The organism is Alcanivorax sp. (genome assembly GCF_002733835.1).
In the GTDB taxonomy this organism is placed as follows: Bacteria; Pseudomonadota; Gammaproteobacteria; order Pseudomonadales; family Alcanivoracaceae; genus Alcanivorax.
Window position 1 is genome coordinate 1 of record NZ_NVWY01000050.1, and the last position, 25,502, is coordinate 25,502.

General features: G+C 58.2%; 22 protein-coding genes and 1 pseudogene. 6 read left to right on the forward strand and 17 right to left on the reverse strand.

Features of this window, described 5'->3' with window-relative positions; genetic code table 11:
* From COA55_RS15895 to trpE, 3 genes and pseudogenes are all read right to left on the reverse strand, one after another.
* A pseudogene (locus COA55_RS15895) lies at positions 1 to 374 on the reverse strand (hypothetical protein); the annotation flags it as partial.
* Entirely contained in the window at positions 371 to 973 is a 603-nt protein-coding gene (locus COA55_RS15900) for an aminodeoxychorismate/anthranilate synthase component II (RefSeq protein ID WP_290502937.1), read from the reverse strand. The pseudogene COA55_RS15895 and the gene COA55_RS15900, both read right to left, overlap by 4 nt.
* Positions 973 to 2,466 (reverse strand): anthranilate synthase component I, encoded by a 1,494-nt coding sequence (gene trpE / locus COA55_RS15905; RefSeq protein WP_290502938.1) that lies wholly within the window; start codon positions 2,464 to 2,466, stop codon positions 973 to 975. The genes COA55_RS15900 and trpE overlap by 1 nt, the downstream gene beginning before the upstream one ends.
* Positions 2,467 to 2,796: 330 nt before the next feature.
* On the opposite strand from trpE, the gene COA55_RS15910 reads away from it, so the two are divergent.
* From COA55_RS15910 to COA55_RS15920, 3 genes are all read left to right on the forward strand, one after another.
* Entirely contained in the window at positions 2,797 to 3,264 is a 468-nt protein-coding gene (locus tag COA55_RS15910; protein ID WP_290502939.1) for an MOSC domain-containing protein, read from the forward strand.
* 61 nt (positions 3,265 to 3,325) lie between these two features.
* A complete protein-coding gene (locus COA55_RS15915) occupies positions 3,326 to 3,901 on the forward strand; it encodes a DUF1415 domain-containing protein (protein ID WP_290502941.1) in 576 nt (191 codons plus the stop codon).
* Complete coding sequence (locus tag COA55_RS15920; protein ID WP_290502942.1) at positions 3,898 to 4,239, forward strand: DUF3301 domain-containing protein; 342 nt, start codon at positions 3,898 to 3,900, stop codon at positions 4,237 to 4,239. Before COA55_RS15915 ends, COA55_RS15920 begins: the two co-directional genes overlap by 4 nt.
* Positions 4,240 to 4,255: 16 nt before the next feature.
* Here the strand turns inward: COA55_RS15920 and COA55_RS15925 are convergent, their stop codons facing one another.
* From COA55_RS15925 to cyoA, 8 genes are all read right to left on the reverse strand, one after another.
* Positions 4,256 to 4,690, reverse strand: a complete 435-nt coding sequence (locus COA55_RS15925) for a VOC family protein (protein WP_290502943.1) — start codon at positions 4,688 to 4,690, stop codon at positions 4,256 to 4,258.
* A gap of 452 nt (positions 4,691 to 5,142) precedes the next feature.
* On the reverse strand, positions 5,143 to 5,682 hold the full coding sequence (locus COA55_RS15930) for a response regulator transcription factor (RefSeq protein WP_290502961.1): 540 nt from the start codon (positions 5,680 to 5,682) through the stop codon (positions 5,143 to 5,145).
* A 1-nt stretch (position 5,683) separates the two neighbouring features.
* Positions 5,684 to 7,036 (reverse strand): ATP-binding protein, encoded by a 1,353-nt coding sequence (locus COA55_RS15935; RefSeq protein ID WP_290502945.1) that lies wholly within the window; start codon positions 7,034 to 7,036, stop codon positions 5,684 to 5,686.
* Between the two features lie 201 nt (positions 7,037 to 7,237).
* Positions 7,238 to 7,951 carry an SURF1 family protein gene (locus COA55_RS15940; protein WP_290502947.1) on the reverse strand — a complete coding sequence of 238 codons (714 nt, stop codon included), beginning with the start codon at positions 7,949 to 7,951 and terminating at the stop codon, positions 7,238 to 7,240.
* Positions 7,952 to 8,185: 234 nt separating this feature from the next.
* Positions 8,186 to 8,581 carry a cytochrome o ubiquinol oxidase subunit IV gene (cyoD, locus tag COA55_RS15945; RefSeq protein WP_290502948.1) on the reverse strand — a complete coding sequence of 132 codons (396 nt, stop codon included), beginning with the start codon at positions 8,579 to 8,581 and terminating at the stop codon, positions 8,186 to 8,188.
* A complete protein-coding gene (cyoC, locus tag COA55_RS15950; protein ID WP_290502949.1) occupies positions 8,578 to 9,216 on the reverse strand; it encodes a cytochrome o ubiquinol oxidase subunit III in 639 nt (212 codons plus the stop codon). The genes cyoD and cyoC overlap by 4 nt, the downstream gene beginning before the upstream one ends.
* A complete protein-coding gene (gene cyoB / locus COA55_RS15955) occupies positions 9,209 to 11,209 on the reverse strand; it encodes a cytochrome o ubiquinol oxidase subunit I (protein ID WP_290502950.1) in 2,001 nt (666 codons plus the stop codon). Before cyoB ends, cyoC begins: the two co-directional genes overlap by 8 nt.
* 35 nt (positions 11,210 to 11,244) lie before the next feature.
* On the reverse strand, positions 11,245 to 12,249 hold the full coding sequence (cyoA, locus tag COA55_RS15960) for a ubiquinol oxidase subunit II (protein ID WP_290502951.1): 1,005 nt from the start codon (positions 12,247 to 12,249) through the stop codon (positions 11,245 to 11,247).
* Positions 12,250 to 12,402: 153 nt separating this feature from the next.
* On the opposite strand from cyoA, the gene COA55_RS15965 reads away from it, so the two are divergent.
* Positions 12,403 to 13,713, forward strand: a complete 1,311-nt coding sequence (locus tag COA55_RS15965; RefSeq protein WP_290502952.1) for an MFS transporter — start codon at positions 12,403 to 12,405, stop codon at positions 13,711 to 13,713.
* Positions 13,714 to 14,115: 402 nt separating this feature from the next.
* On the opposite strand, the gene COA55_RS15970 is transcribed toward COA55_RS15965, so the two are convergent.
* Positions 14,116 to 15,225, reverse strand: coding sequence for an NADH:flavin oxidoreductase (locus COA55_RS15970; RefSeq protein ID WP_290502953.1), 1,110 nt, complete (start codon positions 15,223 to 15,225; stop codon positions 14,116 to 14,118).
* Positions 15,226 to 15,488: 263 nt separating this feature from the next.
* On the opposite strand from COA55_RS15970, the gene COA55_RS15975 reads away from it, so the two are divergent.
* Together COA55_RS15975 and COA55_RS15980 are read left to right on the forward strand one after the other, a co-directional pair.
* A complete protein-coding gene (locus COA55_RS15975) occupies positions 15,489 to 15,950 on the forward strand; it encodes a helix-turn-helix domain-containing protein (protein WP_290502954.1) in 462 nt (153 codons plus the stop codon).
* Positions 15,947 to 16,576, forward strand: a complete 630-nt coding sequence (locus COA55_RS15980) for a hypothetical protein (RefSeq protein WP_290502955.1) — start codon at positions 15,947 to 15,949, stop codon at positions 16,574 to 16,576. Before COA55_RS15975 ends, COA55_RS15980 begins: the two co-directional genes overlap by 4 nt.
* A 108-nt stretch (positions 16,577 to 16,684) precedes the next feature.
* On the opposite strand, the gene COA55_RS15985 is transcribed toward COA55_RS15980, so the two are convergent.
* From COA55_RS15985 to COA55_RS16005, 5 genes are all read right to left on the reverse strand, one after another.
* A complete protein-coding gene (locus COA55_RS15985; protein ID WP_290502956.1) occupies positions 16,685 to 19,933 on the reverse strand; it encodes a type I restriction endonuclease subunit R in 3,249 nt (1,082 codons plus the stop codon).
* A gap of 3 nt (positions 19,934 to 19,936) precedes the next feature.
* Positions 19,937 to 21,043: a Fic family protein gene (locus COA55_RS15990; RefSeq protein WP_290502957.1), complete on the reverse strand. Its 1,107-nt coding sequence runs from the start codon at positions 21,041 to 21,043 to the stop codon at positions 19,937 to 19,939.
* A gap of 141 nt (positions 21,044 to 21,184) precedes the next feature.
* Complete coding sequence (locus tag COA55_RS15995; RefSeq protein ID WP_290502958.1) at positions 21,185 to 22,513, reverse strand: restriction endonuclease subunit S; 1,329 nt, start codon at positions 22,511 to 22,513, stop codon at positions 21,185 to 21,187.
* Positions 22,510 to 24,606: an N-6 DNA methylase gene (locus tag COA55_RS16000; protein WP_290502959.1), complete on the reverse strand. Its 2,097-nt coding sequence runs from the start codon at positions 24,604 to 24,606 to the stop codon at positions 22,510 to 22,512. Before COA55_RS16000 ends, COA55_RS15995 begins: the two co-directional genes overlap by 4 nt.
* Before the next feature lie 156 nt (positions 24,607 to 24,762).
* Positions 24,763 to 25,284, reverse strand: a complete 522-nt coding sequence (locus COA55_RS16005; protein WP_290502960.1) for an NlpC/P60 family protein — start codon at positions 25,282 to 25,284, stop codon at positions 24,763 to 24,765.
* Between the last annotated feature and the right edge of the window lie 218 nt (positions 25,285 to 25,502).

The window sequence follows — 25,502 nt, forward strand, 5'->3', positions numbered from 1 at the left end:
AGCATCCACTTCGAGGCCTTCGGGTCGGCGACGGTCAAGAAGCTCAAGCCCACCGAAGCCCCCGCGGCGGCGGCCACAAAACTGCTGGCAGTGGACACATTGAACAAGTTGGCGCCGTCACCACCGGTGCCGACAATATCGACCAGATACTGGCGGTTCTCCACGGTCACCCCGGTGACCAGCTCGCGCATTACCATGGCCGCCCCGGTAATCTCATCCAGGGATTCGCTTTTCATCCGCAGGCCCACCATCAACGCGCCAATCTGCGCATCGGTGGCGCCACCGGTCATCACCTGGCTCATCACATCGCGCATTTCCTCGATGCTCAGATCGATATGGTCGACCACCTTGGCCAGCGCTTGCTGAATATTCATGCTGCGTCCCCCCGCTCGTCGTGCTTCAAAAAATTCTCAAGCAGGGCATGACCGTGCTCACTCAATATGGATTCGGGATGATACTGAACCCCTTCAATGGGCAGGGTCTTGTGACGCATCCCCATGACCTCATCCACACTGCCATCATCATTTTGGGTCCAGGCGGTCATTTCCAGGCAGTCGGGCAGGCTGTCTTTTTCCACCACCAGCGAGTGGTAACGGGTCGCGGTGTAGGGCGACGGCAAATCACGAAACACCCCCTGGCCACTGTGGTAGATCGGCGAGGTTTTGCCATGCATCACCTGCCGGGCACGCACCACCTGCCCACCGAAGGCCTGGCCGATGCTCTGGTGTCCCAGACACACGCCCAAAATCGGCAGCTTGCCGGCAAAATGCTTGATGGCGGCAATGGAGATACCCGCCTCGTTGGGCGTACAGGGGCCAGGGGAAATCATCAGCCGGTCCGGATTGAGCGCTTCAATTTCTTCCAGGCTGATCTGGTCGTTGCGATGCACCAGCACCTCGGCACCCAGCTCCTGCAGATACTGCACCAGGTTGTAGGTGAAGCTGTCGTAATTATCGATCATCAGCACGCGCATTATCGCTGCCCTCCGTCTGCCAGGTTGAGACCACCCAATGCCATGTTCACCGCCCGGAATACCGCCCGGGCCTTGTTCATGGTCTCGTCCCATTCGGATTGCGGCACGGAATCGGCAACAATGCCGGCACCGGCCTGCACATACAGGCGCTGATCCTTGATCACGGCGGTGCGGATGGCAATGGCCGTGTCCATGTCGCCGTTAAAACCGATATACCCCACCGCGCCGCCGTAGACGCCACGCTTGGTGGGCTCCAGCTCATCGATAATCTCCATGGCGCGAATCTTCGGCGCCCCACTCAACGTGCCGGCCGGGAAGGTCGCACGCAGCACATCCAGCGGCCCCAGCTCTTCGCGCAGCTCGCCATCAACGTTAGACACGATGTGCATGACATGGGAATAACGCTCCACCACCATCTGGTCGGACACATCCACCTTGCCTGCCTTGGAGACCCGGCCGATGTCGTTGCGTCCCAGGTCGATCAGCATCAGGTGCTCGGCGATTTCCTTGGGGTCCGCCAGCAGTTCTTTTTCCAGTGACTGATCTTCCGCCTCATTGGCGCCGCGTTTGCGGGTACCGGCCAATGGCCGCACAGTAATTCTCCCCTGCTCGGCGCGGGCCAGGATTTCCGGTGACGACCCGGCGATATGGAAGTCGTCCAGGTCCAGATAGAACATATACGGGGACGGGTTCAGGTAGCGCAGGGCGCGGTACAGATCCAGCGCCGGCGCCTGGAACGGGCAGCTCATGCGCTGGGACGGCACCACCTGCATCACATCCCCCGCCAGAATGTACTCGCGGATGGCTTCCACACCGGCCTTGAAAGCCGCTTCCGGAAATTCATTATGGAAATCGTTCTCGTCCACCGGCTCGCCGTAAACCGTGTGCTCCGGTTCCGGCAGCGGAGAACGCAGCTGGGTCTCCAGCGCATCCAGGCGCTGCTCGGCGCGCATCAGCACCCCCTCTTCGGTCGGGTCCACGTGCACCACCAGGAACAGCGCCCCGCGCAGATTATCGAAGACCACCACTTCCTCGGACCGCATCAGCAGAATATCGGGCACGCCCAACACATCCTCACCGGGCGCCGGCCCCAGGCGCGGCTCGAAGTAGCGCACGCTGTCGTAACCGAAGTACCCCACCAGACCACCGTTGAAACGGGGCAAACCCGGAAGGTCCGGGCTACGGTAGGCCTGTCGGTACGTTTCCACCCAGGCGATGGGGTCAGCCACGTCTTCTTGCTGGTGCCCGTCCGGCCCGTCCACCTGGACCTGCTGCCCGGTGATGCGCACCACCTCGGTGGCGGGCAGGCCAATAATCGAATACCGGCCCCAGCGTTCACCGCCCTGTACCGATTCAAACAGGTAGGTGTAAGGGCCGGACGCCAACTTGCGATAGGCCGACAACGGGGTATCCAGGTCCGCCAGCACCTCGCGAACCACGGGCACCCGGGTATAGCCCTGCCGGGCCAATTGATCCAATTCTTGTGGTGACATGATTGTCCTTAGCATTTCGCTACGGCCCGACTCTCGGGCGGACCGCGATCAAGAGCAATAATTGTAGAGGAAAACGAGCAAAAAGACGTGTCAGTGCAGACACAGGGGGAGCATCACCATCGCCAGCTGGCGGGTGTGGGGAGGAAAAGCGGATTGTCGATCAGGGCACAGTCCAAGGGACGTCCTTTCTCAATCATTGTCGTTGCGGCAATTCTAGCTAATGAAAACGCCAGACGCCAGACGCTGAAAACCCGGAGGAAACTGCTAGACTGGCGTCTTCGCTGTGCTCGCACTTTGGTCTCAAGCATTTGCCATCAATCCGGGAGCTCCATGAAAATCCTCGCCCTTTACACCGCCAGCCAGTCTCGCGGCCCGGTGGAAAGCCAGCCAGCCGTGCAACTGCGCGCCGGCTGCGGCATCGTTGGCGACCGCCATTACCGGCGCAACGCCAAGCCGGAAGAGCAGATCACCCTGATTGAATCCGAGGCCATCGCCACCTATAACCGCGAGCATCAGCAGCAGGTCGAGTCGCATACCCTGCGCCGTAACGTGCTGACCGAAGGCGTCGATCTCAACGCCCTGGAAGGTCGGGAATTTCTGCTCGGCAACATTCGCCTGCGCGGTATCGAGCTGTGTGAGCCATGTTCTGTGGTAGGTCACCTGCTGGCCGGCGATCTGACCCCGCCGCAGGTCATCAAGGCCCTGCTGGGCCGGGGCGGCCTGCGCTGTGAAATCCTCTCCAGTGGCGTGATTCGCGTAGGCGATAGCATTGCCACCCATGTGACCGAAACCCTGTAGAGCGGAGACCGACTCACCCCGATGTCGCCCTGCACCACCTTACCCAGGAAACCTGGCTCGAATGAACGACATGGAAAAGACGGAAACGACGGACCCGATCAAGCAGACCCGCCAATGGCTCGAGGACGTGGTCATCGGCCTGAACCTGTGCCCGTTTGCCCGCAAACCCTTCAACGCCGGCCAGGTACGGCTCACCGTCAGCGACAGCCGTAATGTGGAAACCCTGCTGGGCGACCTGCACGAAGAACTCGACCGCATGGATCGCACCCCGGCAGACGACATCGACACCACCCTGCTGATCATCACTGAACAGCTGGAAGACTTTCTCGATTATAACGACGTACTGGATCTGGCCGATGGCCTGTTGGAACAACAGGGCTGGGAAGGCACCTACCAAATTGCCAGCTTCCACCCCGCGTACCAGTTCGCCGACACCGCCGTGGACGACCGGGAGAACTACACCAACCGGGCGCCCTACCCGATTCTGCATATCCTGCGCGAAGCCAGCCTGGACAAGGGCCTGGCCAGTTACCCGAACCCGGAGCAGATTCCCGAACGCAATATGGACACTCTCAACGGGCTGACAGAGGCACAGTGGTTAACCCTGTTTGGCGGCTTACCGGGAGCCCGGCGGTGAATCTGGATCTTTCCGATATCCTGCTGGTCACGTCACTGATCGTCATCGGCGCCCTGTTCTGGCGTTCCCACGGCATTCGCGAGCGGGCCCTCACGGCCACCCGGCGCTTCTGCGAGCGGCAACAGCTGGAGTTTCTGGATGAGAGTGTGGGGCTGGAAAAACTGACCCTGAGCAAAGACCACAACGGCAAACGCCGCATCACCCGCATTTACCGGTTTGAATTCACCGTCACCGGCGGGGAGCGTTACGAAGGGCGCACCGTGGTGCAGGGCGGCGTCACCCAACGGGTAGAATTGCCGCCCCACCGTTACACGCCGCCACCGGAAGAATTGCACTGACTGGCCAGGCCCGACCTCAGGTTTCGTAGGCGGCCTTGCTGCCATCAAAATTCACCATCCAGGGAATGCCGAAGCGATCGTTACACATCCCGAAGCGTTCCGCCCAGGGCGTTTCTTCCATGGGCATCTTTATCTCGCCCCCTTCCGCCAGCGCCGCAAACAGGGTTTCCGCCTGCGCCACATTGTCGGCCTGCACACTCAACACGGTCCCCTGGGCTTTTTCAAAAAATTCCGGCGGGCAATCCGACCCCATCAACACAATGCCATCACCTTGCAGACAAACATGGCAGATATGGTCATGAGACTCCGGCGGCACCTCATCCGCCATGGGCGACTCCCCCATGGTCAGCTGGAAAACGATATCCGCGTTCAGGCACTCGGCATAAAACGCGAACGCCTCACGGCAGGTGCCGGGGAAATTCAGATAGGGGTTAAGACGGATCGTGGACATGGCGTCTCTCCTTGAATGACATTAGGGAACCTCTGAATAACTCCTTGCATGCTCAGTCTTTCAGGCTGGTTCGCAATCTAGGCGCGATTTTGAAGGTGTATGTCCATCCATCGAAAAAACGCAACAACGAGTGCGGACCAGCCTGGAAGACCCGAAGGGCGCGGCCTGAAGCCCACATCTGCTGCGCCTTGTCTCTAAGAAAGGGAACCACCCTGTCTGTCGAGACAAGACACAACAGCTGTACGCTTCAGGTCACGCTGAGTACGCAAGGAGTTATTCAGAGGTTCCTTAGCTTTCCTCAGGGAGTCTCTGAATAACTCCCTCACTAATCGAACGAGACCACCGCTTTTCGACAGAAGAAGTGACGAGTTGCGAGAAGCGAGTTTCGAAGAACCAAACCCGGGCTCAAGCAGACGCTTTTCGCTTCTCGTAACTCGCTTCTCGCCACTTACCTACTTCACCCTTTGCTTTTCCAGCTTGCGGGCCAGGGTGCGTCGGTGCATGCCCAGGCGGCGGGCGGTTTCGGAGATATTAAACCCGGTTTCCGCCAGGGTTTCGTGGATGCGTTCCCATTCCAGGGTTTTCAGGTCAGTGGCGCGGGCCGTCAGGGCCACATCGGTAGAGCCTTCCGCCCGGTTGAAGGCATCTTCGATATCGTCGGTATTGGAAGGCTTGGCCAGGTAATGGCAGGCACCCAGCTTCACCGCTTCCACCGCCGTGGCGATACTGGCATAACCGGTCAGCACCACAATCAGCATGTCTTCATCATGCTCATGGAGCGTTTGCACACAGGCCAACCCGGACGATTCGCCCTTGAGCTTCAGGTCGACGACGGCATAACCCGGTTGATGGTTTTTCAGCAGCGCCTGCATGGATTCCAGGCTGTCCGCATGGACCACCTGATAACCCCGGCGCTCGAACGAACGAGTCAGGGTGCGGGCAAAGGCGTCATCGTCTTCCACAATCAATAGCAGCCTTTCATCATGCAGCATTTCAGACACCGTTGGTTCCTCCTGTTTCCTGCTCCAGAGTGACCACTGACAACGGCAGGGACAAGGTCACCAAGGCGCCACCCTGGGCCAAATTACTCGCTTTCAGATTACCGCCCAGGGTACGCAGTACATTCATCACCAGAAACAATCCTAAGCCACTGCCCGGCCGTCCCTTGCTGGACTGGTAAGGGCGCCCCAGATTATCGAGCATCGCCTGCGGGAAACCCGGCCCACGATCTGTCACCGACACCAACAGGGTTTCTTCTTCGCGGTGCACCTCCAGCCGCACCCAATGGGGAGAGGCTTCCAGGGCATTATCCAGAACGTTGTGGATACTCTGCCTGAGCGCAGAATCCGACACGATGCTCAGGTCCTCACCAAAATCATTGCGATAGGCAAAGTCCTTCACCGGGCGGGTTTCACGCCACTCGTCGACCAGATCATCGAGAAATTCGCGTACCGTGGTTTCCTCCGACGATTCTCCGCGCGCCTCCCCGGCCGATAACAAAATGCCGCTGACAATAGACTTGCAGCGCAATACCTGGGTCTGCATTTCAGCAATTTCCTGGGCCATATCCCCGTCGGACTTGAACGGCTCCATGTGTTTCCAGTCCCCCAAAATCACCGACAGGGTCGCCAGCGGCGTACCCAGCTCATGGGCCGCGCCGGAGGCCAGCAGCCCCATGCGCACAATGTGCTCCTCTTCCGCCGCCCGTTGTCGCAGTTCTGCCAGGTGCTCATCGCGCTGGCGCCGGTTACGGGTAATGCGGTTAATGAAGATCACCAGCAAACCGCCATTGAGCACAAAGCAGATCATCATCCCTTCGATGTAGAGACTGAACAGCCCCTCGGAGTGATCCAGCGGCATGGGTAGCGGATGGCCATACCAGGCTAGCCAGCCAAAACACAGGGTGGTGGTAATCAGGATGACCCAGGTAGACCACACCTCCAGCAGCACCGCCCCCAGAATCACCTGCAACAGGTACAGGAACACGAACGGGTTCGACGCCCCGCCACTGAGCGCCAGCAGCATGGTCAGCGTTGCCACATCGATCAGCAGGGACAGGAACAGCTCGGTATTACCAATCGGCTTCGGCAGTCTCAGGCGCAACACGCTGACCGCATTGAGCAACAACAGACCAAACAGCACCACCAGCATTTGTGACACGGGCAGCTTGATTCCGAAGCCGTAGTTAACCACCAGAATAGTGGCGAACTGGCCGACCATGGCAATCCAGCGAAGCTGAATCAGCAACTGCAGGTTCTTGCGGCCAGTCAGGTCATCGCTACTGCGGCGCAGCGCAGAAAACAGCGAACCCGACAGAGAAGTCTTGGAGGGTGAGGACGACGACATGGTTTCCATAACCCCAGTTTAGTGTAGGTCGCCACTAATAATGCAACTTATGACGGCGCCTTTTTCCGCCACTCAGTGTTGCTTTTCTTTGACGTAGACCCCCTCTATTCCTGTAGGTAGGTAGAAAGGGCCTGCAGAAAAGCGCCTTGATTGGTGAAAAAATGCACTCGACATAAGTCACACAATCAGCGGCGACCTACACTAACGCGTTCGGCGTGAATCCCGCAGCACCAGCCAGGCCGCCAGCAGCATGCCGAAGGCCAGGGCAAACCAGGTGATGGCGTAAACGCGATGATTATTGCGGAACTGAATGACGGTAAGCCCGCCCACCGGCAGTTCGCTGTCTGCGGCTTGCGCATCCACGAAATACGGCGCCACCGGCGACAACCCCTGGTGCTCTGCCATGGCCTGCACATCCCGTGAATACCAGCGATTCTCGGCGGGCACATTGTCCCGCAGCACACCGCCGCCGGGATGACTGAGACGCAGCAACCCGGTGACGGTGACCGGCTCAGCCGGCGTATATTCACCCGACTGGGCCGCCCCCCGTTTCTCCTGGGGCACAAACCCCTGGTTCACATAGACCCAGCTGCCGTCGGCCCGTTGCAACGGTGCCATCACCCAATAGCCCTGCCCCGCTTGCGTCGCCGCAGAAACCAGCGCAACGGCCCCGGGCCGATACTGGCCGCTCACACTGACATGGAGGTACTCATGGGTGTCTTCACTGACAGAGGGCCAATTATTTTGCGACGGAGCGATCACCGCTTCGGCATGCACCCGGGCATCCACCCGGGCAATCAGGTCTTCCTTCCAGGCCAGCCGCTTCACCTGCCAGACACCCAACGCCACAAAACCGACGAAAGCGACTGCGGTCAACAGCAGAAACAGGAAAGTGAAAATACGCCGACGAGCCATGGTCATGCCTCTTCAAACGTGGCGGGGAGGGAAAGGCGGAGACCGGCAACGCCGATCTCTGCCCTACGCATGAGTGTGTGCTATGTGTTGCGACCGGGGCGTTTCTGCATGCCCCCTTGCTTGCTCAGCGTGGTCGGAAGTGTGCAGCTGTTGTGTCTTGTCTCGACGGTCAGGGTGGTCCCCTTTCCTAGAGACAAGGCGCAGCAGATGCGCGCTTCAGGCCGCGCCCTCGGGTCAGCATGACTGAGCATGCAAGGGGGCATGCAGAGACGCCCCCTCCATCATCCCCGGCATCATGTTCACGTTCAGGTTATGCATTACCCACAGTGAACCGGCGAGGGTGATGAAGACCAGAATCAACGTGAAAATCAGCGCCAGCATGTTCCAGCCCCCTTCCGAATGGAAGTTCATGTGCAGGAAGAACACCATGTGCACCACAATCTGCACCAGCGCAAAGCCCAGAATCACCATCACAGTGGTGGTGGAGCTTTCCAGCACATCGCCCATCACCAGCCAGAACGGAATCACGGTAAGGATCACCGCCAACACAAATCCGGTGGCATATTCCTTCAGGGAAACATGGGGAATGTCCGCATCGTGATGATCATGATCGTGTGTATGCTCGCTCATGGCAGCACTCCCATCAGATAAACGTAAGTGAACACGCCAACCCAGACCACGTCCAGGAAGTGCCAGAACATGGACAGGCAGAACACCCGGCGCTTGTTTTCCGGAATCAGACCGTGTTTTTTCAGCTGGAACAGCAGGGTCACCAGCCACACGATGCCGAAGAACACGTGCAAACCGTGGGTGCCGACAAGCGCGAAGAAGGCCGTCCAGAAGCCACTGGTTTGCGGCCCGGCGCCCACGTGGATCAGGTGATGGAATTCATACAATTCCAGGCTCAAAAAGCCCAGGCCCAGCATGCCGGTAACGGCCAGCCAGAACATGGTGCCCTTCACCTTGTTGGCCTGCATCTGCAGCATGGCGAAGCCATAGGTGATGGACGACACCAGCAACAACGAGGTGTTGATGGCGATCAGGCTCAGATCGAACAGCTCCATACCGGTGGGGCCGCCTGCATAGCTGCGCCCGAGCACACCATAGGTGGCAAACAGGGCAGCGAAGATCAGGCAGTCGCTCATCAGGTAGATCCAGAAACCCAGCAGGGTGCCGTTCTGGGGGTGATGATCCCCCTTCACCAGAAACTCCAGCTGGCCGTCCTGCGTGCTGTTCACGTCAGCAGTCATAGTATTTTCAGACATTGGCAAGCACCCGTGTACGTTCTGCTTCAATCCGTTCTACTTCTTCCGCCGGGATGTAGTAATCACGGTCGTAGTTGAAGGTGTGGTAAATCGCCGTGCCGATCAGCGCCACGAAGGACACACCGGCCAGCAGCCACATGTGCCAGATCAGGGCAAAGCCGACCACCACACTGATGCCCGAGAGCACGATGCCCGCCCAGGTGCCCTTGGGCATGTGAATCGGGATAAAGCCGGATTCAGGGCGCTGGAAGCCGTGCTGCTTCATCTGCCACCAGGCATCCAGATCGTGCACACGCGGCGTAAACGCGAAATTGTACGGCGGCGGCGGCGACGAGGTAGACCACTCCAGGGTACGGCCATCCCACGGATCACCGGTTTCATCCTGCAGGCTCTCGCGACGCAGGAAGCTCACCACCAACTGGATGATAAAGGCGGCGATACCAATGGCGATCAGGAACGCCCCCAGGGCAGCGATCTGGAACCAGATCTGCAAAGACTGGTCCTCGAAGTGGCTGACACGACGGGTCACGCCCATCAGGCCAAGCACGTACAACGGCATGAAGGCGAAGTAGAAACCGATCAGCCAGAACCAGAAGGACATCTTGCCCCAGAACTCGTCCAGCTTGTAACCGGTGGCCTTCGGGAACCAGTAGGTAATACCGGCGAACAGACCAAACAACACACCACCGATGATCACGTTATGGAAGTGCGCGATCAGGAACAGGCTGTTATGCAGCACGAAGTCCACCGGCGGCACCGCCAGCAACACCCCGGTCATGCCGCCGATCACGAAGGTGACCATGAAGCCCACCGTCCACAGCATGGGCACATCGAACTTGATGCGGCCACGGAACATGGTGAACAGCCAGTTGAAGATCTTCGCCCCTGTCGGGATCGAGATAATCATGGTGGTGATCCCGAAGAACGAGTTCACGCTGGCCCCGGAGCCCATGGTGAAGAAGTGATGCAACCACACCAGGTATGACAGCACGGTAATCACCACGGTAGCGTAGACCATGGAGGTGTAACCAAACAGCGGCTTGCGGCTGTAGGTGGCCACGATCTCGGAGAAAATACCGAACACCGGCAGGATCAGGATGTACACCTCCGGGTGCCCCCAGATCCAGATCAGGTTCACGTACATCATGGCGTTGCCGCCCAGATCGTTGGTAAAGAAGGCGGTGTCCAGGTAACGGTCCATGGACAGCATGGCCAGTACCGCCGTCAACACCGGGAAGGCGGCTACGATCAGCACGTTGGTGCACAGGGAGGTCCAGGTGAACACCGGCATCTTCATCAGGCTCATGCCCGGCGCGCGCATCTTGACGATGGTCACCAGCAGGTTCACCCCGGACAGCAGCGTACCCACCCCGGCGATCTGCAACGCCCAGATGTAGTAATCCACCCCCACCCCGGGACTCTGCAATATCCCCGATAGCGGCGGGTAGGCCAGCCAGCCAGTCTTGGCGAACTCACCAATAAACAGGGACATCATCATCAAGACAGCACCACCGGTGGTCATCCAGAAGCTGAAGTTGTTCAGGAACGGGAAGGCCACATCGCGGGTACCGATCTGCAGCGGAATCAGGTAATTCATGATCCCGGTCACCAGCGGCATGGCCACGAAGAAGATCATGATCACGCCGTGGGCGGTGAAGATCTGGTCGTAGTGGTGCGGCGGCAGGTAGCCGGTGGAGTCGCCAAAGGCCATGGCCTGATGCAGACGCATCATGATGGCATCGGCAAAACCGCGCAGCAGCATCACCAGGCCAAGAATGATGTACATGATGCCGATTTTCTTGTGGTCGATGGTGGTAAACCACTCGTTCCACAGGTAACCCCACAGCTTGTAGCGTGTCAGGGCGGCGAGCAGCGCAATGCCGCCCAGCGCCACCACGGCAAAGGTGCCGAGAATGATCGGATCATGGAAGGGAATCGCGTCCCAGGTGAGGCGACCAAAGATCAGCTTGGTCAGGTCCAGGTTCTCAAACATGGGCGGCACCTACTGCATTTGCGATCAGGAGAGAATTATTCATGGTGGCCTCCATGGGACTGATGGCCGGCATGGTCCTGGTGATCCGCATGCTCAGCCTTGGCATCGCCATGGTGACCGGCGTGCTTGTCCATGCCACCGTGGTACATCATGTCTTCCATGCAGGTCTGGCCCGGTTCCACGCAGCGGTTGAAAATGGCCTTGTAGAGAGTCGGATCCACCTGGCCGTAATAACTCACCGGGTCATCGATACTCGGCTCTTCCAGCTGCAGGTATTGATCACGGCTCAGGTTTCCGTCACTGGCCTTCACCTTGGCGACCCAGCTGGCGAAGTCCTCTTCGCTCAGCCCGTGGAAATCAAACTTCATCTGCGAGTAACCGGCGCCACTGTAGTTGGCCGAAAAGCCCTGGTAGACGCCCGGCTCGTTGATCACCCCATGCAGCTTGGTTTCCATGCCCGCCATGGCATAGATCTGTCCGGCCATGGCCGGAATGAAGAAGGAATTCATCATGGTGGAGGCGGTGATCTTGAAACGGATCGGGTGATTCACCGGCGCCGCCAGTTCATTGACGGTGGCAATGCCCTGCTCCGGGTAGATAAACAGCCACTTCCAGTCCAGCGCCACCACTTCCACGGTGAGCGGCTCCAGGCCCACCGGCACCGGGGTCTGCGCATCAATGCGGTCCAGCGGGCGGTACGGGTCCAGTTTGTGGGTGCTTACCCAGGTCATGGCGCCCAGCGCGATGATGATCATCAGCGGCACAGACCAGATCACCAGTTCCAGCACGGTGGAATGGGTCCAGTCGGGCTTGTAGTTGGCCTTGGTGTTGCCTTCCCGGTAATGCCAGGCAAACCACAACGTCAGCACGATCACCGGCACAATGACCAGCAACATCAGCACGGTTGCCCAGACGAGCAAATCCCGCTGTTGCACGGCCACGTCACCAGAGGGGGACATCACGACTGCGTCACAGCCCGACAGCAAGGCGGCGACAAGCAACGTCAACGACGCTCCACGCAAGTATTTGAATAATTGCATTGGCGAATCTTCTGGTTAGCTTTTGAGTAAACGGGACTCTATCCAAGGGCATGAGTAGCCGGTATTGGACATTTTGTCCCATAGGCTTAAAGTCCTAACCATACTTGATGGAAATCAAGGCACAAACAACAACTCTGGTGAAGAGCGCACAACATGTCGCAGACCTATCCGGCTTCCATGCCAAGCCAAAAAAGCCACGCCTCCGTGGCCCCCAACGAAATCGCCGTGGGCGTGGTCATCGGCCGTACCTCCGAGTATTTCGACTTCTTTGTATACGGCATCGCCTCCGTACTGATCTTCCCACAGCTGTTTTTCCCCTTTACCGGCCAGCTGCAGGGCATGCTCTACTCCTTCATGCTGTTCGCCCTGGCCTTTGTGGCGCGCCCCTTCGGCACCGCCCTGTTCATGTGGATCCAGCGCCAGTGGGGCCGCAGCATCAAGCTAACCGCCGCGCTGTTCCTGCTGGGCACCGCCACTGCGGGCATCGCCTTCCTGCCCGGCTATGAAAAACTGGGCGGCTACGCCATCGCCCTGCTCGCCCTGTTCCGGGTCATGCAGGGTGTCGCGTTCGGCGGCTCCTGGGATGGCCTGCCCTCCCTGCTGGCCCTGAACGCCCCCAAAGAGAGCCGCAGCTGGTACACCATGATCGGCCAGTTGGGCGCACCGCTGGGCTTTGTGATCGCCAGCGCCCTGTTCCTGTACCTTTATAACAGCCTGAGCGCCGCGGACTTCCTGGGCTGGGGTTGGCGTTACCCGTTCTTCGTGGCGTTCGCGATCAACGTGGTCGCCCTGTTTGCCCGCCTGCGCCTGGTATTGGGCGAGGAATACACCGAAGCCATGCAGGAAAGTGAGCTGGAACCCATCCGCACCAGCGAGATGGTGCGCGAGGAAGGCCACAATATTTTCATTGGCTCCTTCGCCGCCCTGGCCAGCTATGCACTGTTCCATGTGGTGACCATCTTCCCGCTCTCCTGGATCGCCTTTCAGGGCAGCCAGACCACCGCCGAAGTGCTCACCGTGCAGGTGCTGGGGGGCTTCGTGGGCATCATGGCCACCATCGGCTCCGGCTGGATCGCCGCCCGTATCGGCAAGCGCACCACCGTGGGCGCCCTGGCCGCCATGATCGGCGTCTTCAGCCTGCTCACGCCGCTGTTGATGGGCGGCAGCCCAGTCATGCAGGACACCTTCATCCTGCTCGGCTTTGCCCTGCTGGGCGTCTCCTACGGCCAGGCCTCCGGCACCGTCACCGCCAACTTCGCCCCGCGTTTCCGCTACACCGGCGCCGCCCTCACCTCCGACTTCGCCTGGCTGTTCGGCGCCGCCTTCGCCCCCCTGGTGGCCCTGGGCCTGTCCGCCAAGTTCGGCCTCATGTCGGTGACGGTGTACCTGCTATCCGGCGTGATCTGCACCCTGCTGGCGCTGGCGATTAACCAGTCGCTGGAAGATCAGGGCGAAGAGAGCTGAAAGTGTAAAGTTCAAAGTTGAAACGCGGTTTGAGACCGTCACTCAACTGAAACCAAAGAGGCCGCGCCCGGATTCCGAGCGCGGCCTCTTAATGTTCGCCCCGCCATCTACAAAGCCGCTGTAGGAGTGCCTCTCGAGGCGCGAACCGCGTGCAAACGCGGGATCGTCCGAAGGACGATCAAGCCACCTCCGCATTCGATGATGGTGCCACAGATAGATAGTCGTGATGTACCTGATGGTCCCTTCCTCGCTGTCGCTCGGTTCGCGCCTCGAGAGGCACTCCTACAGTGGCTCCGTAGAAAACAAAGAGGCCGCACCCAATCTTCGGACGCGGCCTCTTTCATTTCCGGGCCAGACAACCTGACCCGCGTTCTTTTACTCGCAGCTAGTCGCTCGTAGCTGTCAGCTCAAACTCCCCAACGCCGCCTTGGTAAACGGCGCAATCTCGTCTTCCTTGCCGTCACGCATCTTCACCAGCCAGTTCGGGTCCTGCAGCAGGGCACGGCCCACGGCGATCATGTCGAACTCGTCGTTGTCCATGCGGCGCTCCAGTTCCTCCAGCCCTGCCGGGTTGGCGGTGCCGCCCATGCCGTCCGGGCTGTTGAGGAAGTCCCCGTCCAGGCCCACGCTGCCCACGGAAATCACCGGCTTGCCGGTAATTTTCTTGGTCCAGCCCGCCAGGTTCAAATCGGAGCCTTCAAATTCCGGCAGCCAGAAGCGACGGGTGGAGGCATGGAACACGTCCACACCTGCGTCCACGAACGGCATCAGGAAACGCTCCAGCTCTTCCGGGTTCTGGGCCAGCTTCGCTTCGTAATCCTGCTGCTTCCACTGCGAGAAGCGCAGCACGATGGCAAAGTCTTCACCCACAGCTTCGCGTACCGCCTTGACGATTTCGATGCCAATGCGGGCACGGTTCTCGATGGAACCACCGTATTCGTCATCACGCTGGTTGGTGCCTTCCCAGAAGAACTGATCGAGCAGGTAACCGTGGGCACCGTGGATTTCCACGCCATCAAAACCGACGGCTTTGGCCGCCTTGGCAGACTCGGCAAAGGCGCGCACCACGTCCTGGATATCGTCCTTGGTCATGGCATGGCCATTTTCCTTGCCTGGCTTGAACAGGCCAGACGGGGAATACCCGGGCACATCCTTGTCCGGGCCAATACCCGGCTTGCGTACCGAACCCACATGCCAAAGCTGCGGAATAATCTGGCCGCCAGCAGCGTGCACCGCATCCACCACCTTCTTCCAGCCCGCCATGGCCTCGTCACCATAAATGGCCGGCACCCGCTCGTAACCGTTGGCGGCCTTGTGGCCCACAAAGGTGCCTTCGGTGATGATCAGGCCCACCTCGCCCTCGGCGCGGCGCTGGTAATACCCCACCACCTGATCGTTAGGCACATACCCCGGAGAAAAGGTACGGGTCATGGGCGCCATGGCCACCCGGTTACGCATCTTCAGGGATTTGTATTCAAAAGGACGCAGCAGGCTATCCAGGGAACTACTCATGGGGCTCTCCTAATCAGTCTTATCTATTCACTCTCCAGGCCGAGCCAGATACAGGCTCGGCTTGAGCATTCGGGGTAACAAAAAAAGGGGCCAGCAATGGCAACCACCCTCGCAATGGCCCTTTCAGCAGCGCTCTCAGAAGCACTCGCTCAATAACCAACAGAATCAGCGCATCCGCCCTCACGGGCGGTCAATTCAATTTGGTTGCGTAATAAAACCTTATTTGGTTTCTTAATGCAACCATTCTGATCTATACTGCCGCCATGACACGTAAACGCTTCGACGACATGGGCTGCTCGGTGGCCTGCGCCCTCAATGAGGTCGGTGACTGGTGGTCCCTGCTGGTGGTCAAGCAGGCGATGCTGGGCACCCGCCGCTTTGTGGATTTCCAGCACAGCCTGGGCATAGCCAAGAACATCCTCTGCAACCGCCTGTCACGGCTGGTGGATAACGGCGTAATGGTGCGCGTGGACGTGGGCGAGCACGGCAAGCGCTACGAATACCGCCTCACCGACAAGGGCCGCGACCTGTTTACCGTGGTCACCGCACTGCGCCAGTGGAGCGAACGCTGGAACGGCGAAAAGGACACCATGCAACTGGTGGACCGCCAGACCGGCAAGCCGCTGGCACCGGTGGCAGTCCAGAACCAGCAGGGCCAAACCCTCACCGTGCGGGATGTGCGTTTTGTGGATGAAGACGGCAAGCCGTTAGAGGAAGCGGGATGACCACCGCGTCAGCCCTGCAACAACGATGGCACACCGTCGTCGCCCCGCTACTGCCTGACCCGGAGCCCACCTGGCAACAACTGGCCACCCACTACAACGAGCCCCGCCGCCACTATCACACCCTGGACCACATCGCCGCCTGCCTGGGATGGCTAGACCACTATCGCCATCTCGCCGCAGATCCCCTTTGCCTGGAACTGGCCCTGTGGGCCCACGATGTGATTTACGATCCCCGCGCCGCCGATAACGAAGCCCGCAGCGCAGACTGGTTTGCCCAGCACTTTGCCGACAGCATGCTTACCGACGCGCAACGTGCCCGAGTGCACGAACTCATCCTGGCCACCATCCATCCGCACCCTCCCACGGACCCGGACATGGCACTGCTGCAGGATATCGACCTGAGTATTCTTGGGGCTGATGTTGAGTTGTATGACCGGTATGAAGGGTGGATTCGAAAGGAATATGACTTTGTGCCGGAGGCGGCGTTTCGGAAAGGGCGGAGTGCGGTGTTGCGGAGTTTTCTGGATCAGGGGGTGATTTACCACACGGCTGAGCTGAGGGAGCGACTGGAAGTGTCGGCGCGGGACAATCTCAGCCGGGCGTTGATACAGCTATCGGAGAGCTGATCGCCACACGCTTTGGGATATGGGAGACCTGACCAGTGCCCCGATCAGGAAGGTTCGCAACATCATAAAATTGCCCCATAGCAGCATGTTGCCAGGCGACTCTGGGTGCTAGGCCGCCCACCTTTGGTGATTAATAGCCAGGTCGAGCGTTAGCTCGAAAACCATATCACGCTTCTGTATGAATAAGTCCTTGTCGTAGCCGTCCTCGGGAAGATAGTCATCCAACACGGCCCCCACCTCATCGCGCACGGCAAGCCTGGTTTGCATGTCCTTGTACCAGTCCTGCACCAGCACTTTGGGCTTTTCCTCGGTAAGGCGCTTAAGCAACGCTTTGGCTGCCAGGCGCACCTTCTTTTCCTCGGCCTGGGTCATATTGTCTTTACAGAGCAAGTCGTATATTTCCAGCTCATCTTCGGTTAGCCCTTTACGGATATGGCGATCTTCCTCTTCCTTCAAGGCCGCCATCTCTTCCAGAAGCTGGGCGTAGGACTCATCCGCCGAGCTACTGCCCGCGTTGTAGTTATCGATGATTTCCTGCAGGCGCTCGGCAAAATCGCGGCGGGTGCGATTTTGATTGAGCATGTCCTGCAGTTTCTTTTCCAAAAATGATCGCAAGTCGGCGATTTCGATGTTCTTGTACTGGGCCTGCTTGAAATCCGCTTTGAGCTTGTCAAAGTCCACTTTGCTCAGATCCCAGGTCTTGCCTTTTTGTGTAATTTGCCAATCGGCTGGATTCTCTTTGACCTCGACGAACTTCTTGTCATCGACAATCAGGCTTTCATCAAGCAATTCGTTGATTTTCCGGGTGGCGGAATCAATATCCTGCTGTTCGATAATGCTATCCAGAACACCACGCAGGTACTGAAACAGGGCCACTTTGCGAACAACAGGATCACCCAGAATCTCTGGCTTGCAGGCCTCATAAAGCGCCGTAATGGTGTTCTCGAATACGTTAAAGGATTTTCGCCATTCATCTTTAGCAAGCAGAGTGTCTGCCCACGCCTCAAACAGGCCCACTTTCTTGAATACATCGTCGGAAGCCAAGGCCTCGTCGATAACAATATCGCGCTCTGCACAAAAGACGCGTGCCTGCTCAATGGCGTCTGCCAACAAAGTAAACAGCTCATCCTTATCCTTGACCGGCGGCTCATCCCCTCCGTCGCCACCTTGCCCATAGTCCTTGATGGCCTTCCTCAAGCGACCGATCACGCCGTAATAGTCGACGATTTCGCCGTTCGTTTTTTCCACGCCATTGATGCGGTGCGAGCTCACCCGGTTGGCGCGGGCGATGGTCTGCATCAGGGTGTGGTCTTTCTGGGGCTTGTCGAGGTAAAGCGTGGATACGGTGGGCGCATCAAAGCCGGTCAGCCACATGGCGCAGACGAACACCAGTTGCAGGGGATGTTCCGGGTCCTTGTAGTTGTATTCCAGATCGTGGCCATGGGCATCCAGTTGATCCATGCGTTTGCGGTGCGGGCGGATGTCGAGATTGTGGGCGTCGAACTTTTCTTCTTCGCCGTTTTCGGCGCTGACGACCACCGCCATCTCCACCTTGCGCATCCACTCCAGTTGCTTTTGCAAACGCGCTTTATGCCGTTCGTTACTGGCCTTTTTGATTTCGCCGCGCAACGCTTTGATCTCGGCTTTCCACAAGCGCTGCACCTTGTCGTACATTTTCACCGCAGTGAACTTGTCTACCGCAATCACCATGCCTTTACCCAGATAGCCCCGGCGTGGGAAGTGGTAAACCAGGTCCCGGGCGATGGTCTCCAGCCGATCGTCGCGTTTAATGACTTGCAGTTCCGTGGCGAAGCGGCGCTCCAGCTTTTCCTGCTGTGCCTCGTCAAGGTTTTCATCTTCCAGAATCTCGTAGAACTCGTCGCTCAGGTCCTCGTTCTGGTTCAGCACCTCCGGTACGCGCTTTTTGTAGAACAGCGGCACGGTGGCGCCATCGTCCATGGACTGGCTGAAGTTGTATTCCGAGACATAATCACCAAACCAGTCATTGGTCTTGCGCTCGCGCCCCAGCAGCGGCGTGCCGGTAAAAGCCAGGTACTGGGCGTTGGGCAGGCCGGCACGCATGTTCTCCGCCAGCGTTTTGTACTGGGTGCGGTGGGCCTCATCGACAATCACGATGATGTCATCGCGATCCGACAACAGCGGGTAACGCTTGCCCTTGGGCCAGCGGAACTTCTGGATCAGGGTAAACACCAGTTTCTTGTTCTGGCCGAGAAAGGTACGCAGTTGTTCACTGTTTTTCGGCTGGGCGGCATCCGCCTTTTTGACGGTTTCGGTGTTGAGAAAGTTGCGGTAAATCTGCCGGTCCAGATCGTCCCGGTCAGTGACTACCACAAAACTGTAATTGCCCGGCACCTTGCGGATGATCTTGCGGGCATAGAAAATCATGGAAAAACTCTTGCCCGACCCTTGGGTGTGCCAGAACACCCCGAGCTTGCCACCGAACTCCTCCCGGCGCAGAAACTTGTCGAACCCTTTGTTTACGCCGATAAACTGGTGGTTCTGGGCAATGATTTTCTGCGTGTCCTTGTGGTAAATCACAAAGTTTTCCACATAGTCCAGCAGCTTTTCTTTGGCACACAGGCCCTGCAGAAAGCGCTCGGCACTGGTGCCCTGCTCGCGAATCTGGTCGCGGCGTATTTTTTCTTTCTCGTCTTCCGGGCGCAGCCAATGGAAAAAGTGTTCCCACTCGGCGCTCAGGCTGCCCAGGCGTGTTTCCAGGCCGTTGCTGAACACACAAAACACATTGGTGAGGAACAACTGGGGAATATCGGCCTTGTAATTGGTCAGATTGTCATCGTAGGCACTACGCAGCTTGACGTTGGAGTTCTTCAGCTCGATAAACACCAGCGGCAGGCCGTTGATATACAGCAGAACATCCGGCCGCCGATAGCCCGCCTTGGCCGCCGCGCCGGTGCTTTGAATCCACAACTGGGTCACCGCGAGAAAGTGGTTGTTCTCGGGCGCCTCAAAGTCAATCAGCTTGACCCGCTCTTTGCGGTTGCGCCCATCACTGTCTTTGAACTCCACCCGCACACCGTCCCGAATCAGGCTGTCCAGCTCGCGGTTGGCGACGATAGTTGCCATGGCCTGGCGTTGGTCGCAGACCTGGTCCAGCGCATCGTCGATGGCGCTCTCGGGAATCTCCGGGTTCAGGCGCACGGCCGCGGTCTTCAGGCGATCGCGCAAAATCACCTCGCGCTTGTCCGCGCGCCCGGAGCCGTCATTCAGGTGGGCCGCATCGGCGGTGTAGCAATCCAGCACATCGTAGCCATACAGGTGCTGCAAACGCTGCACCATGGCCTGTTCGATGTTGTCTTCAGACAGGAAGTTCGGCATAGGCTAGAGCGCTCCCTGATTCTTCAAAGGTGGCATATCCAGGGGCGGCAGATTGAACAACAGCTGCACCAGCTCACGATTGATGTAGTAGTTTTCGCGCCCCAGCCGATGTTTGTCGAGAATACCGCCTTTGGCCAGTTCATCCAGGTATCGGTTGGCGGTAGCGCGCGATACGCCCAGGTCGTATTCGACAAAGGCTACCTTGGTGTAAGGGTGGTAAAAAATATTGTTGATCAGGTCCTGGCTGTAAAAGCGGTAGTGAGCCCGAATATCGTGCTTTTGCTTTTGCAGCAAGCGGGCGATTTGCTCCACCAGCGCGGTGGTGTGGCGGGCCGTTACCGCCACGCCGCGCAGCATATAGAGCAGCCAGCCTTCCCAGTCGCCGCTGTCGCGCACCTTTTGCAGCTCGGCGTAGTAGTTCGCCTTGGTCTGGCTGATGTAGCGGCTCAGGTAGAGGATGGGCGAATCCAGCAGGCCGGCGCGCACTAGAAACAGGATATTGAGAATGCGCCCGGTGCGGCCATTGCCGTCATAGAAGGGGTGGATGGTCTCGAACTGGTGGTGCATCACGGCCATGCGCACCAGCGGGTCCAGACCCTCGCCCTCGTCGGCATGAATCCAGCTCACCAGCTCGTCCATCAGGGCGGGCAGATGCTCCGGCGAGGGCGGCTGATACACCACCTCGCCAGTGCGCTCGTTTTTTAGCACCGTGCCGGGCGTGCGGCGCAAGCCGGCGTCGTTGCCCTCCAGCGTGGCCTGCACCTCAAGGATGGTACTCAGGCGCAACAGCCCGGAGGCACGCACCGCCTGAAACCCCACCTCCAGGCTCTGGGCATACCAGGCCACCTCCTTGCTGGCCGGGTCCACCGAGCCGGGCTGCACCTGATAGCGGTACAGCGCGTCCTGGGTAGTAATGATGTTCTCGATTTCCGAGCTGCTTTGCGCCTCTTGCAGGGACAGGGTGGACACCAGCAGCCGTTCGTTGGGGATGCTGCGCGCCACCCCCTTCAGCTCCGCCAGATGCCGATGCGCCGCCACCAACGCCCGCAGCACCGCCGGGGTTTCCAGCGGCTGCCGGGGCGGAAAGTGTTCGCGGATAGTCAGCACCATGGCATGGATTCCTGCGGCTAGCGGCAAACCTGCTCAATATTTGGCTATTTTGAGCAGGTTGTAAGGCATCTTCTCAGATATCCGTTGTTTTGAACAGTCACCGGGGCCTGCCGGTGTTCCGGGCTGTTATCGGCTACGGCTTCAGGCACGGCGGGCCTCCAGCAGAGATTCCTGCTCAGCCGTAGTTTCCTGCATGCTGGGCGGGAACTGGATATCCAGGTCTTCCACAGAGAGCTTGCCGGAGATGAGGCGAGGGAGGAGGAGGTCGCGGGTTTTTGTGAGCACTCCATTCGCTTCTTCCAATGCATCTATTTCCTGATAGAAAGGCTCTACGAGGCTGGAAAATTGGTCCCGTAGCTCAGCGGGAGGGAAAAGTAATCTTTGTTTTCCTATTAGGTCGGGCTTCAAATGGAGTACATTTGCGCCATTAGCGTATTCCTTAATGTAGTTCGCAAACCCAGAATATCGCATATATGAGTAAAGAAATGTCGTTGACATGTTTTTAGGCATCAGCCGAATAACGTCGAGTGAAATAACTGATTTTTTTCCATGCAGCTTCGGTATGCGGGCAACTTCACCTACCACAGCCCGGTCTTGTGTCATATCAGTCACAGCCATAACCACATCACCCGCCTCTACACTCTGACCGTCTTTATAAGAACCGGAAAAATATTTAAGCCCTTCCTTTCGGTAGCCGCCTCGACGGTGAAAGGACTTTAGTGTAATGAAAAAGCAGGTTCCATCTTCATCCGAAATCTCATGTGAGGCATACGACTTTCCTTTTACATGATCGAAGAACGCTCTGCCCACATCGAAAGGCCACCCCTCCGGCACACCTTTTACAAAACGGGTTTTCTGATAACCGGGAAAGCGCAGGCGCACAAACCATTCGCGGTAAAGTTCCTCGGCCATTTTTTCCAGCAGCGCAATGCGGCGCTTGTTGACTTCAATCAGATCGTCGTAGGCCGTCAGAATGGCGGCGATTTTGCGTTGGATGGCGATGCCAGGAACTAAAACTTTTGTGCCGTAAATTCTCTCCGGAGATGTGTGACGAACTTTTGCACCCGATGAACTATTCCGAATCTGCTCGCGAACAACATTAGTATTAAAAAGGTAGTATAGAAACCGAAGATCGGCCCACCTCTCAATTGGTCGCACAAGGCCGAGCCGTTGATTATGCAGATAACGGTCGGACTCTGGCATTATTGCAGGGCTACCTAATAATCCCTCTGCTTGCTCTGTCATGGCGACGATCATCGAGCCTTTAGACAGAATGTATCGTTCCGGTATCTCGCCTAAATAGAATCTATCTTTTCCAGGCCTAAGCTTGAAACCACCCTCCTCATAAAAATTTCCCGGAGTCAAAACAACGTAGTGCCCGGAATCGGCAAAATACTCTCCCTTAAAGGCAAAACCGTGCTCAACCCTTAGAAGATCGCGCAAAATCATTGACTGCCAATGTTCCATCATTCACCAACCATGACTTTTGTATTTTTGGCAATGGTAGCGTCAAGTTCAGAAGCCAAATTTCCTAACGAAGCAAGCTCATTTTGTAATGAGATAAGGTCATCAAAAAACTCCTCTTCGGTTTTTCCATCCTCCTCAATCACCACCCCCACATAACGTCCCGGATTCAGCGAATAATCCTGCTCTTTCACTTCCTCCAGACCGGCCAGCTTGCACAGGCCAGTAACATCCTCGTATTCAGCCTCGGGGAAGCGTTCCTGCAACCAGTGGATATGGCCAAAGTAGCTTTCGGCGTTTTTGACTTCCTTGTGCAGTTCTTCCAGCGCGGTTTTCAGTTGCCGGGTGGCGCGATCACTGCTCTGGCGTTTGCCGGCCTGTTTGGCGGCTTCCGCCAGGGCTTTTTCGTGCCGGCGCACGGCCTTGTCGATCTGTTTAAGACTGTCGTGCAGGGCGGTGAAGAAGGGGTCGAAGGTGGCGCGCAGCTCGCGCTGGGCACGGTTCTTTTTGTCGGCGGTGGCCTTGGCTGTGTGTTTTTTCTGGTAGGCGACCCAGGCTTTTTGCAAGGGCGCCAGGCCCTTCCAGGTATCCACCAGACTGGCCACGGCTTGTTTGCCGGCCTTATCATCTAAAACCGCCAATAGCTGCTCGGCCACCGGCTCAACCTGTTTTTGGTTCTCCGCCAGGCGCGCCATGCCCTGTTCGAAATAGCGGTCGATGAGCGCGACGAACTCATCGCTACGGCCTTTGTGCAGGCGGCTGATGATGGCGATGTTCTGGATCTGCTCTTCCGAGAACTCGCGGTGGGCGCGGTCGATGGGGGTAAAGATATTGCGCGCGTCGATAAACAGGATGCGCTCGTCCGTCTTGCCCTTGTCGAAGAACCACAGGGTGGCAGGCAGGGTGACGGTGTAGAACATGTTCGACGGCAGGGTGAGCATGCCGTAGATGAGATTGTTTTCGATCAGCGTCTGACGGATCTCCGCCTCGGAGTGGCGCGCATCGGAGGCGGAGTTGGCCATGACCAACGCAGCTCTTCCACCGGGGTGTTTGTTGTCCGGCTCGCGCAGCGAGGTGGCGAACAGGTTGATCCACAGGTAGTTGGCGTTGGGCACTGTCTCCTTGCCCTGTTCGGATTTTTTCGCCTTGGTCTTTTTGCGCGGGATGCCGTAGGTGTTAAAGCGCGGGTCTTTTTCCACGCCGGAGAGCGACACTTCATCCACGTTGAACGGCGGGTTGGCCAGCACGTAATCAAAGTTGCCGAACGAGCCGAAGTGATCGTCGTAGTAGGAGATGCCCTGCAGAATCTGCCCGCGCAGGCCGTTGACGGCCAGGTTCATGCGCGCCAGCTTGACGGTTTCCGAGCTTTTCTCCTGCCCGGAGACAAACACGCTGGTGTCCTCGCCTTGAGCTTCGTACTCTTCTTTGTGCTTTTCAATAAACTGCGCCGATTGCACAAACATGCCGCCGGAGCCGCAGGCGGGGTCGAACACGGTGCCGCCGTGGGGCTCGATGATTTCCACCATCAGCCGCACCACCGAGCGCGGGGTAAAGAACTCCCCGCCGCCTTGGCCCTCGGACAGGGCAAACTTGCCCAGGAAGTATTCATAGATTTGCCCGAAGACATCGCCGGTGGCGTCGTCCGGGATATTGTCGAACTGACGCAGCAGATCGAAGGGCAGGAGTTTGGTTTCCTGGGTGCGGGTCAGCCGGTAATACTCGTCCTTGGGCAGGCTGCCCTGCAACTCGGGCTTGTACTCCTCGATGGCCTCCATCGCTTTTTCAATGGCCTTGGCAATATCCTGGTTTTCAGGCAGATTTAGCAGGTAGCTGTAGCGGGCGTGATCCGGCAGGTAAAAGCCGCACTTGGCTACCGCGATTTCATTCAGCGACTTTTCCCGGCGAGTGCCTTTGAGCTTCTGGTATTCCTTGAGAATGGCTTCCTCATGGCGCCGGTAATTGATGTCGGCAAACTTGAGGAAGATCAGCCCCAGTACCGGCGTGCTGTATTCAGAGGCCTTTAGGTCGGAGTTGGCACGCAGATTGTCGGCGGCTGACCATAGATCGTCTTCGAGTTGTTTCAGTTGTTCTCTATTCAATGATTGACCTGCTGTTCTGGTTTGGGTTGCTCTAACGCTCCGCGCGTGCGGGCCACCTGCGGTATCTAATGCCGTTAACTTAACAGATTCACCGCCCCTACTCTCCTGCCCTTTCACATTAAAGGCGCCGGCGCGACTGACTGGGACAGGAAAAAATCACCGCTCTACCAGCCGCCTGGCCTTCCAATAACGCTGACTCCAGTAGGGGTTGTTGAGCGACGACTGCATGACGCCACTACTCACCGACGCATGCATAAATTCATCCCCACCCATATAGATTCCCACGTGGCGATTGCCCGGTCCGGTTTTGAAGAACACCAGGTCGCCCACTTCCAGTTCGTTGCGGGCCACGGGCTCGCCTTCCTGCATCAGGGCGGAGGTGGTGCGGGGGACTTTCATGTTCAGCTGCGAGAGGAAGGTGAGATAGACGAAGCCAGAACAGTCCACGCCTTGCGTGCTGAGGCCACCGTATTGGTAAGGCACGCCCTGCCAGTCTTCTTTCTGGGCGAGCAGGCTGTCGAGGATCAGGGATTGCTGGGGCGGAAGTTCCAGCGGTGCTTCGGCAATGTCAGGTCGGGGGGATTGCCGCTCGGGGGGCACCAGGCTGCAGGCTGCCAGGCTGGTTAATACCAGAAGCAGAGAAGGAAGCCGGACAGGAATGGCGGTATAGCGGGGCATGGCGTGATAGTGATGGCTGACTTAAGGAGTCAGGCAGCCGGGCGGCGGGAAGGTTCCCTGCCTCGAGCGTTAGCTTTCTCGCCCCCTTGATCGCCCTGCGGGCGACTCCGTGCTTCGCACGGTTCGTCCCCTGGAAGGGAACTTGTATGTTTGAATGCTCTTCCTGCAACCATGCAGGACTTGCCGGGGTGGAGGGACCAAAGGAGCATCTGACCCAA

Coding starts and splice junctions, on each gene's coding strand:
- COA55_RS15900 (WP_290502937.1), bottom strand. CDS start 973: ATGCGCGTGCTGATGATCGATAATTACGACAGCTTCACCTACAACCTG.
- trpE (WP_290502938.1), bottom strand. CDS start 2,466: ATGTCACCACAAGAATTGGATCAATTGGCCCGGCAGGGCTATACCCGG.
- COA55_RS15910 (WP_290502939.1), top strand. CDS start 2,797: ATGAAAATCCTCGCCCTTTACACCGCCAGCCAGTCTCGCGGCCCGGTG.
- COA55_RS15915 (WP_290502941.1), top strand. CDS start 3,326: ATGAACGACATGGAAAAGACGGAAACGACGGACCCGATCAAGCAGACC.
- COA55_RS15925 (WP_290502943.1), bottom strand. CDS start 4,690: ATGTCCACGATCCGTCTTAACCCCTATCTGAATTTCCCCGGCACCTGC.
- COA55_RS15930 (WP_290502961.1), bottom strand. CDS start 5,682: ATGCTGCATGATGAAAGGCTGCTATTGATTGTGGAAGACGATGACGCC.
- COA55_RS15935 (WP_290502945.1), bottom strand. CDS start 7,036: ATGTCGTCGTCCTCACCCTCCAAGACTTCTCTGTCGGGTTCGCTGTTT.
- COA55_RS15940 (WP_290502947.1), bottom strand. CDS start 7,951: ATGGCTCGTCGGCGTATTTTCACTTTCCTGTTTCTGCTGTTGACCGCA.
- cyoD (WP_290502948.1), bottom strand. CDS start 8,581: ATGAGCGAGCATACACACGATCATGATCATCACGATGCGGACATTCCC.
- cyoC (WP_290502949.1), bottom strand. CDS start 9,216: ATGTCTGAAAATACTATGACTGCTGACGTGAACAGCACGCAGGACGGC.
- cyoB (WP_290502950.1), bottom strand. CDS start 11,209: ATGTTTGAGAACCTGGACCTGACCAAGCTGATCTTTGGTCGCCTCACC.
- cyoA (WP_290502951.1), bottom strand. CDS start 12,249: ATGCAATTATTCAAATACTTGCGTGGAGCGTCGTTGACGTTGCTTGTC.
- COA55_RS15965 (WP_290502952.1), top strand. CDS start 12,403: ATGTCGCAGACCTATCCGGCTTCCATGCCAAGCCAAAAAAGCCACGCC.
- COA55_RS15970 (WP_290502953.1), bottom strand. CDS start 15,225: ATGAGTAGTTCCCTGGATAGCCTGCTGCGTCCTTTTGAATACAAATCC.
- COA55_RS15975 (WP_290502954.1), top strand. CDS start 15,489: ATGACACGTAAACGCTTCGACGACATGGGCTGCTCGGTGGCCTGCGCC.
- COA55_RS15980 (WP_290502955.1), top strand. CDS start 15,947: ATGACCACCGCGTCAGCCCTGCAACAACGATGGCACACCGTCGTCGCC.
- COA55_RS15985 (WP_290502956.1), bottom strand. CDS start 19,933: ATGCCGAACTTCCTGTCTGAAGACAACATCGAACAGGCCATGGTGCAG.
- COA55_RS15990 (WP_290502957.1), bottom strand. CDS start 21,043: ATGGTGCTGACTATCCGCGAACACTTTCCGCCCCGGCAGCCGCTGGAA.
- COA55_RS15995 (WP_290502958.1), bottom strand. CDS start 22,513: ATGATGGAACATTGGCAGTCAATGATTTTGCGCGATCTTCTAAGGGTT.
- COA55_RS16005 (WP_290502960.1), bottom strand. CDS start 25,284: ATGCCCCGCTATACCGCCATTCCTGTCCGGCTTCCTTCTCTGCTTCTG.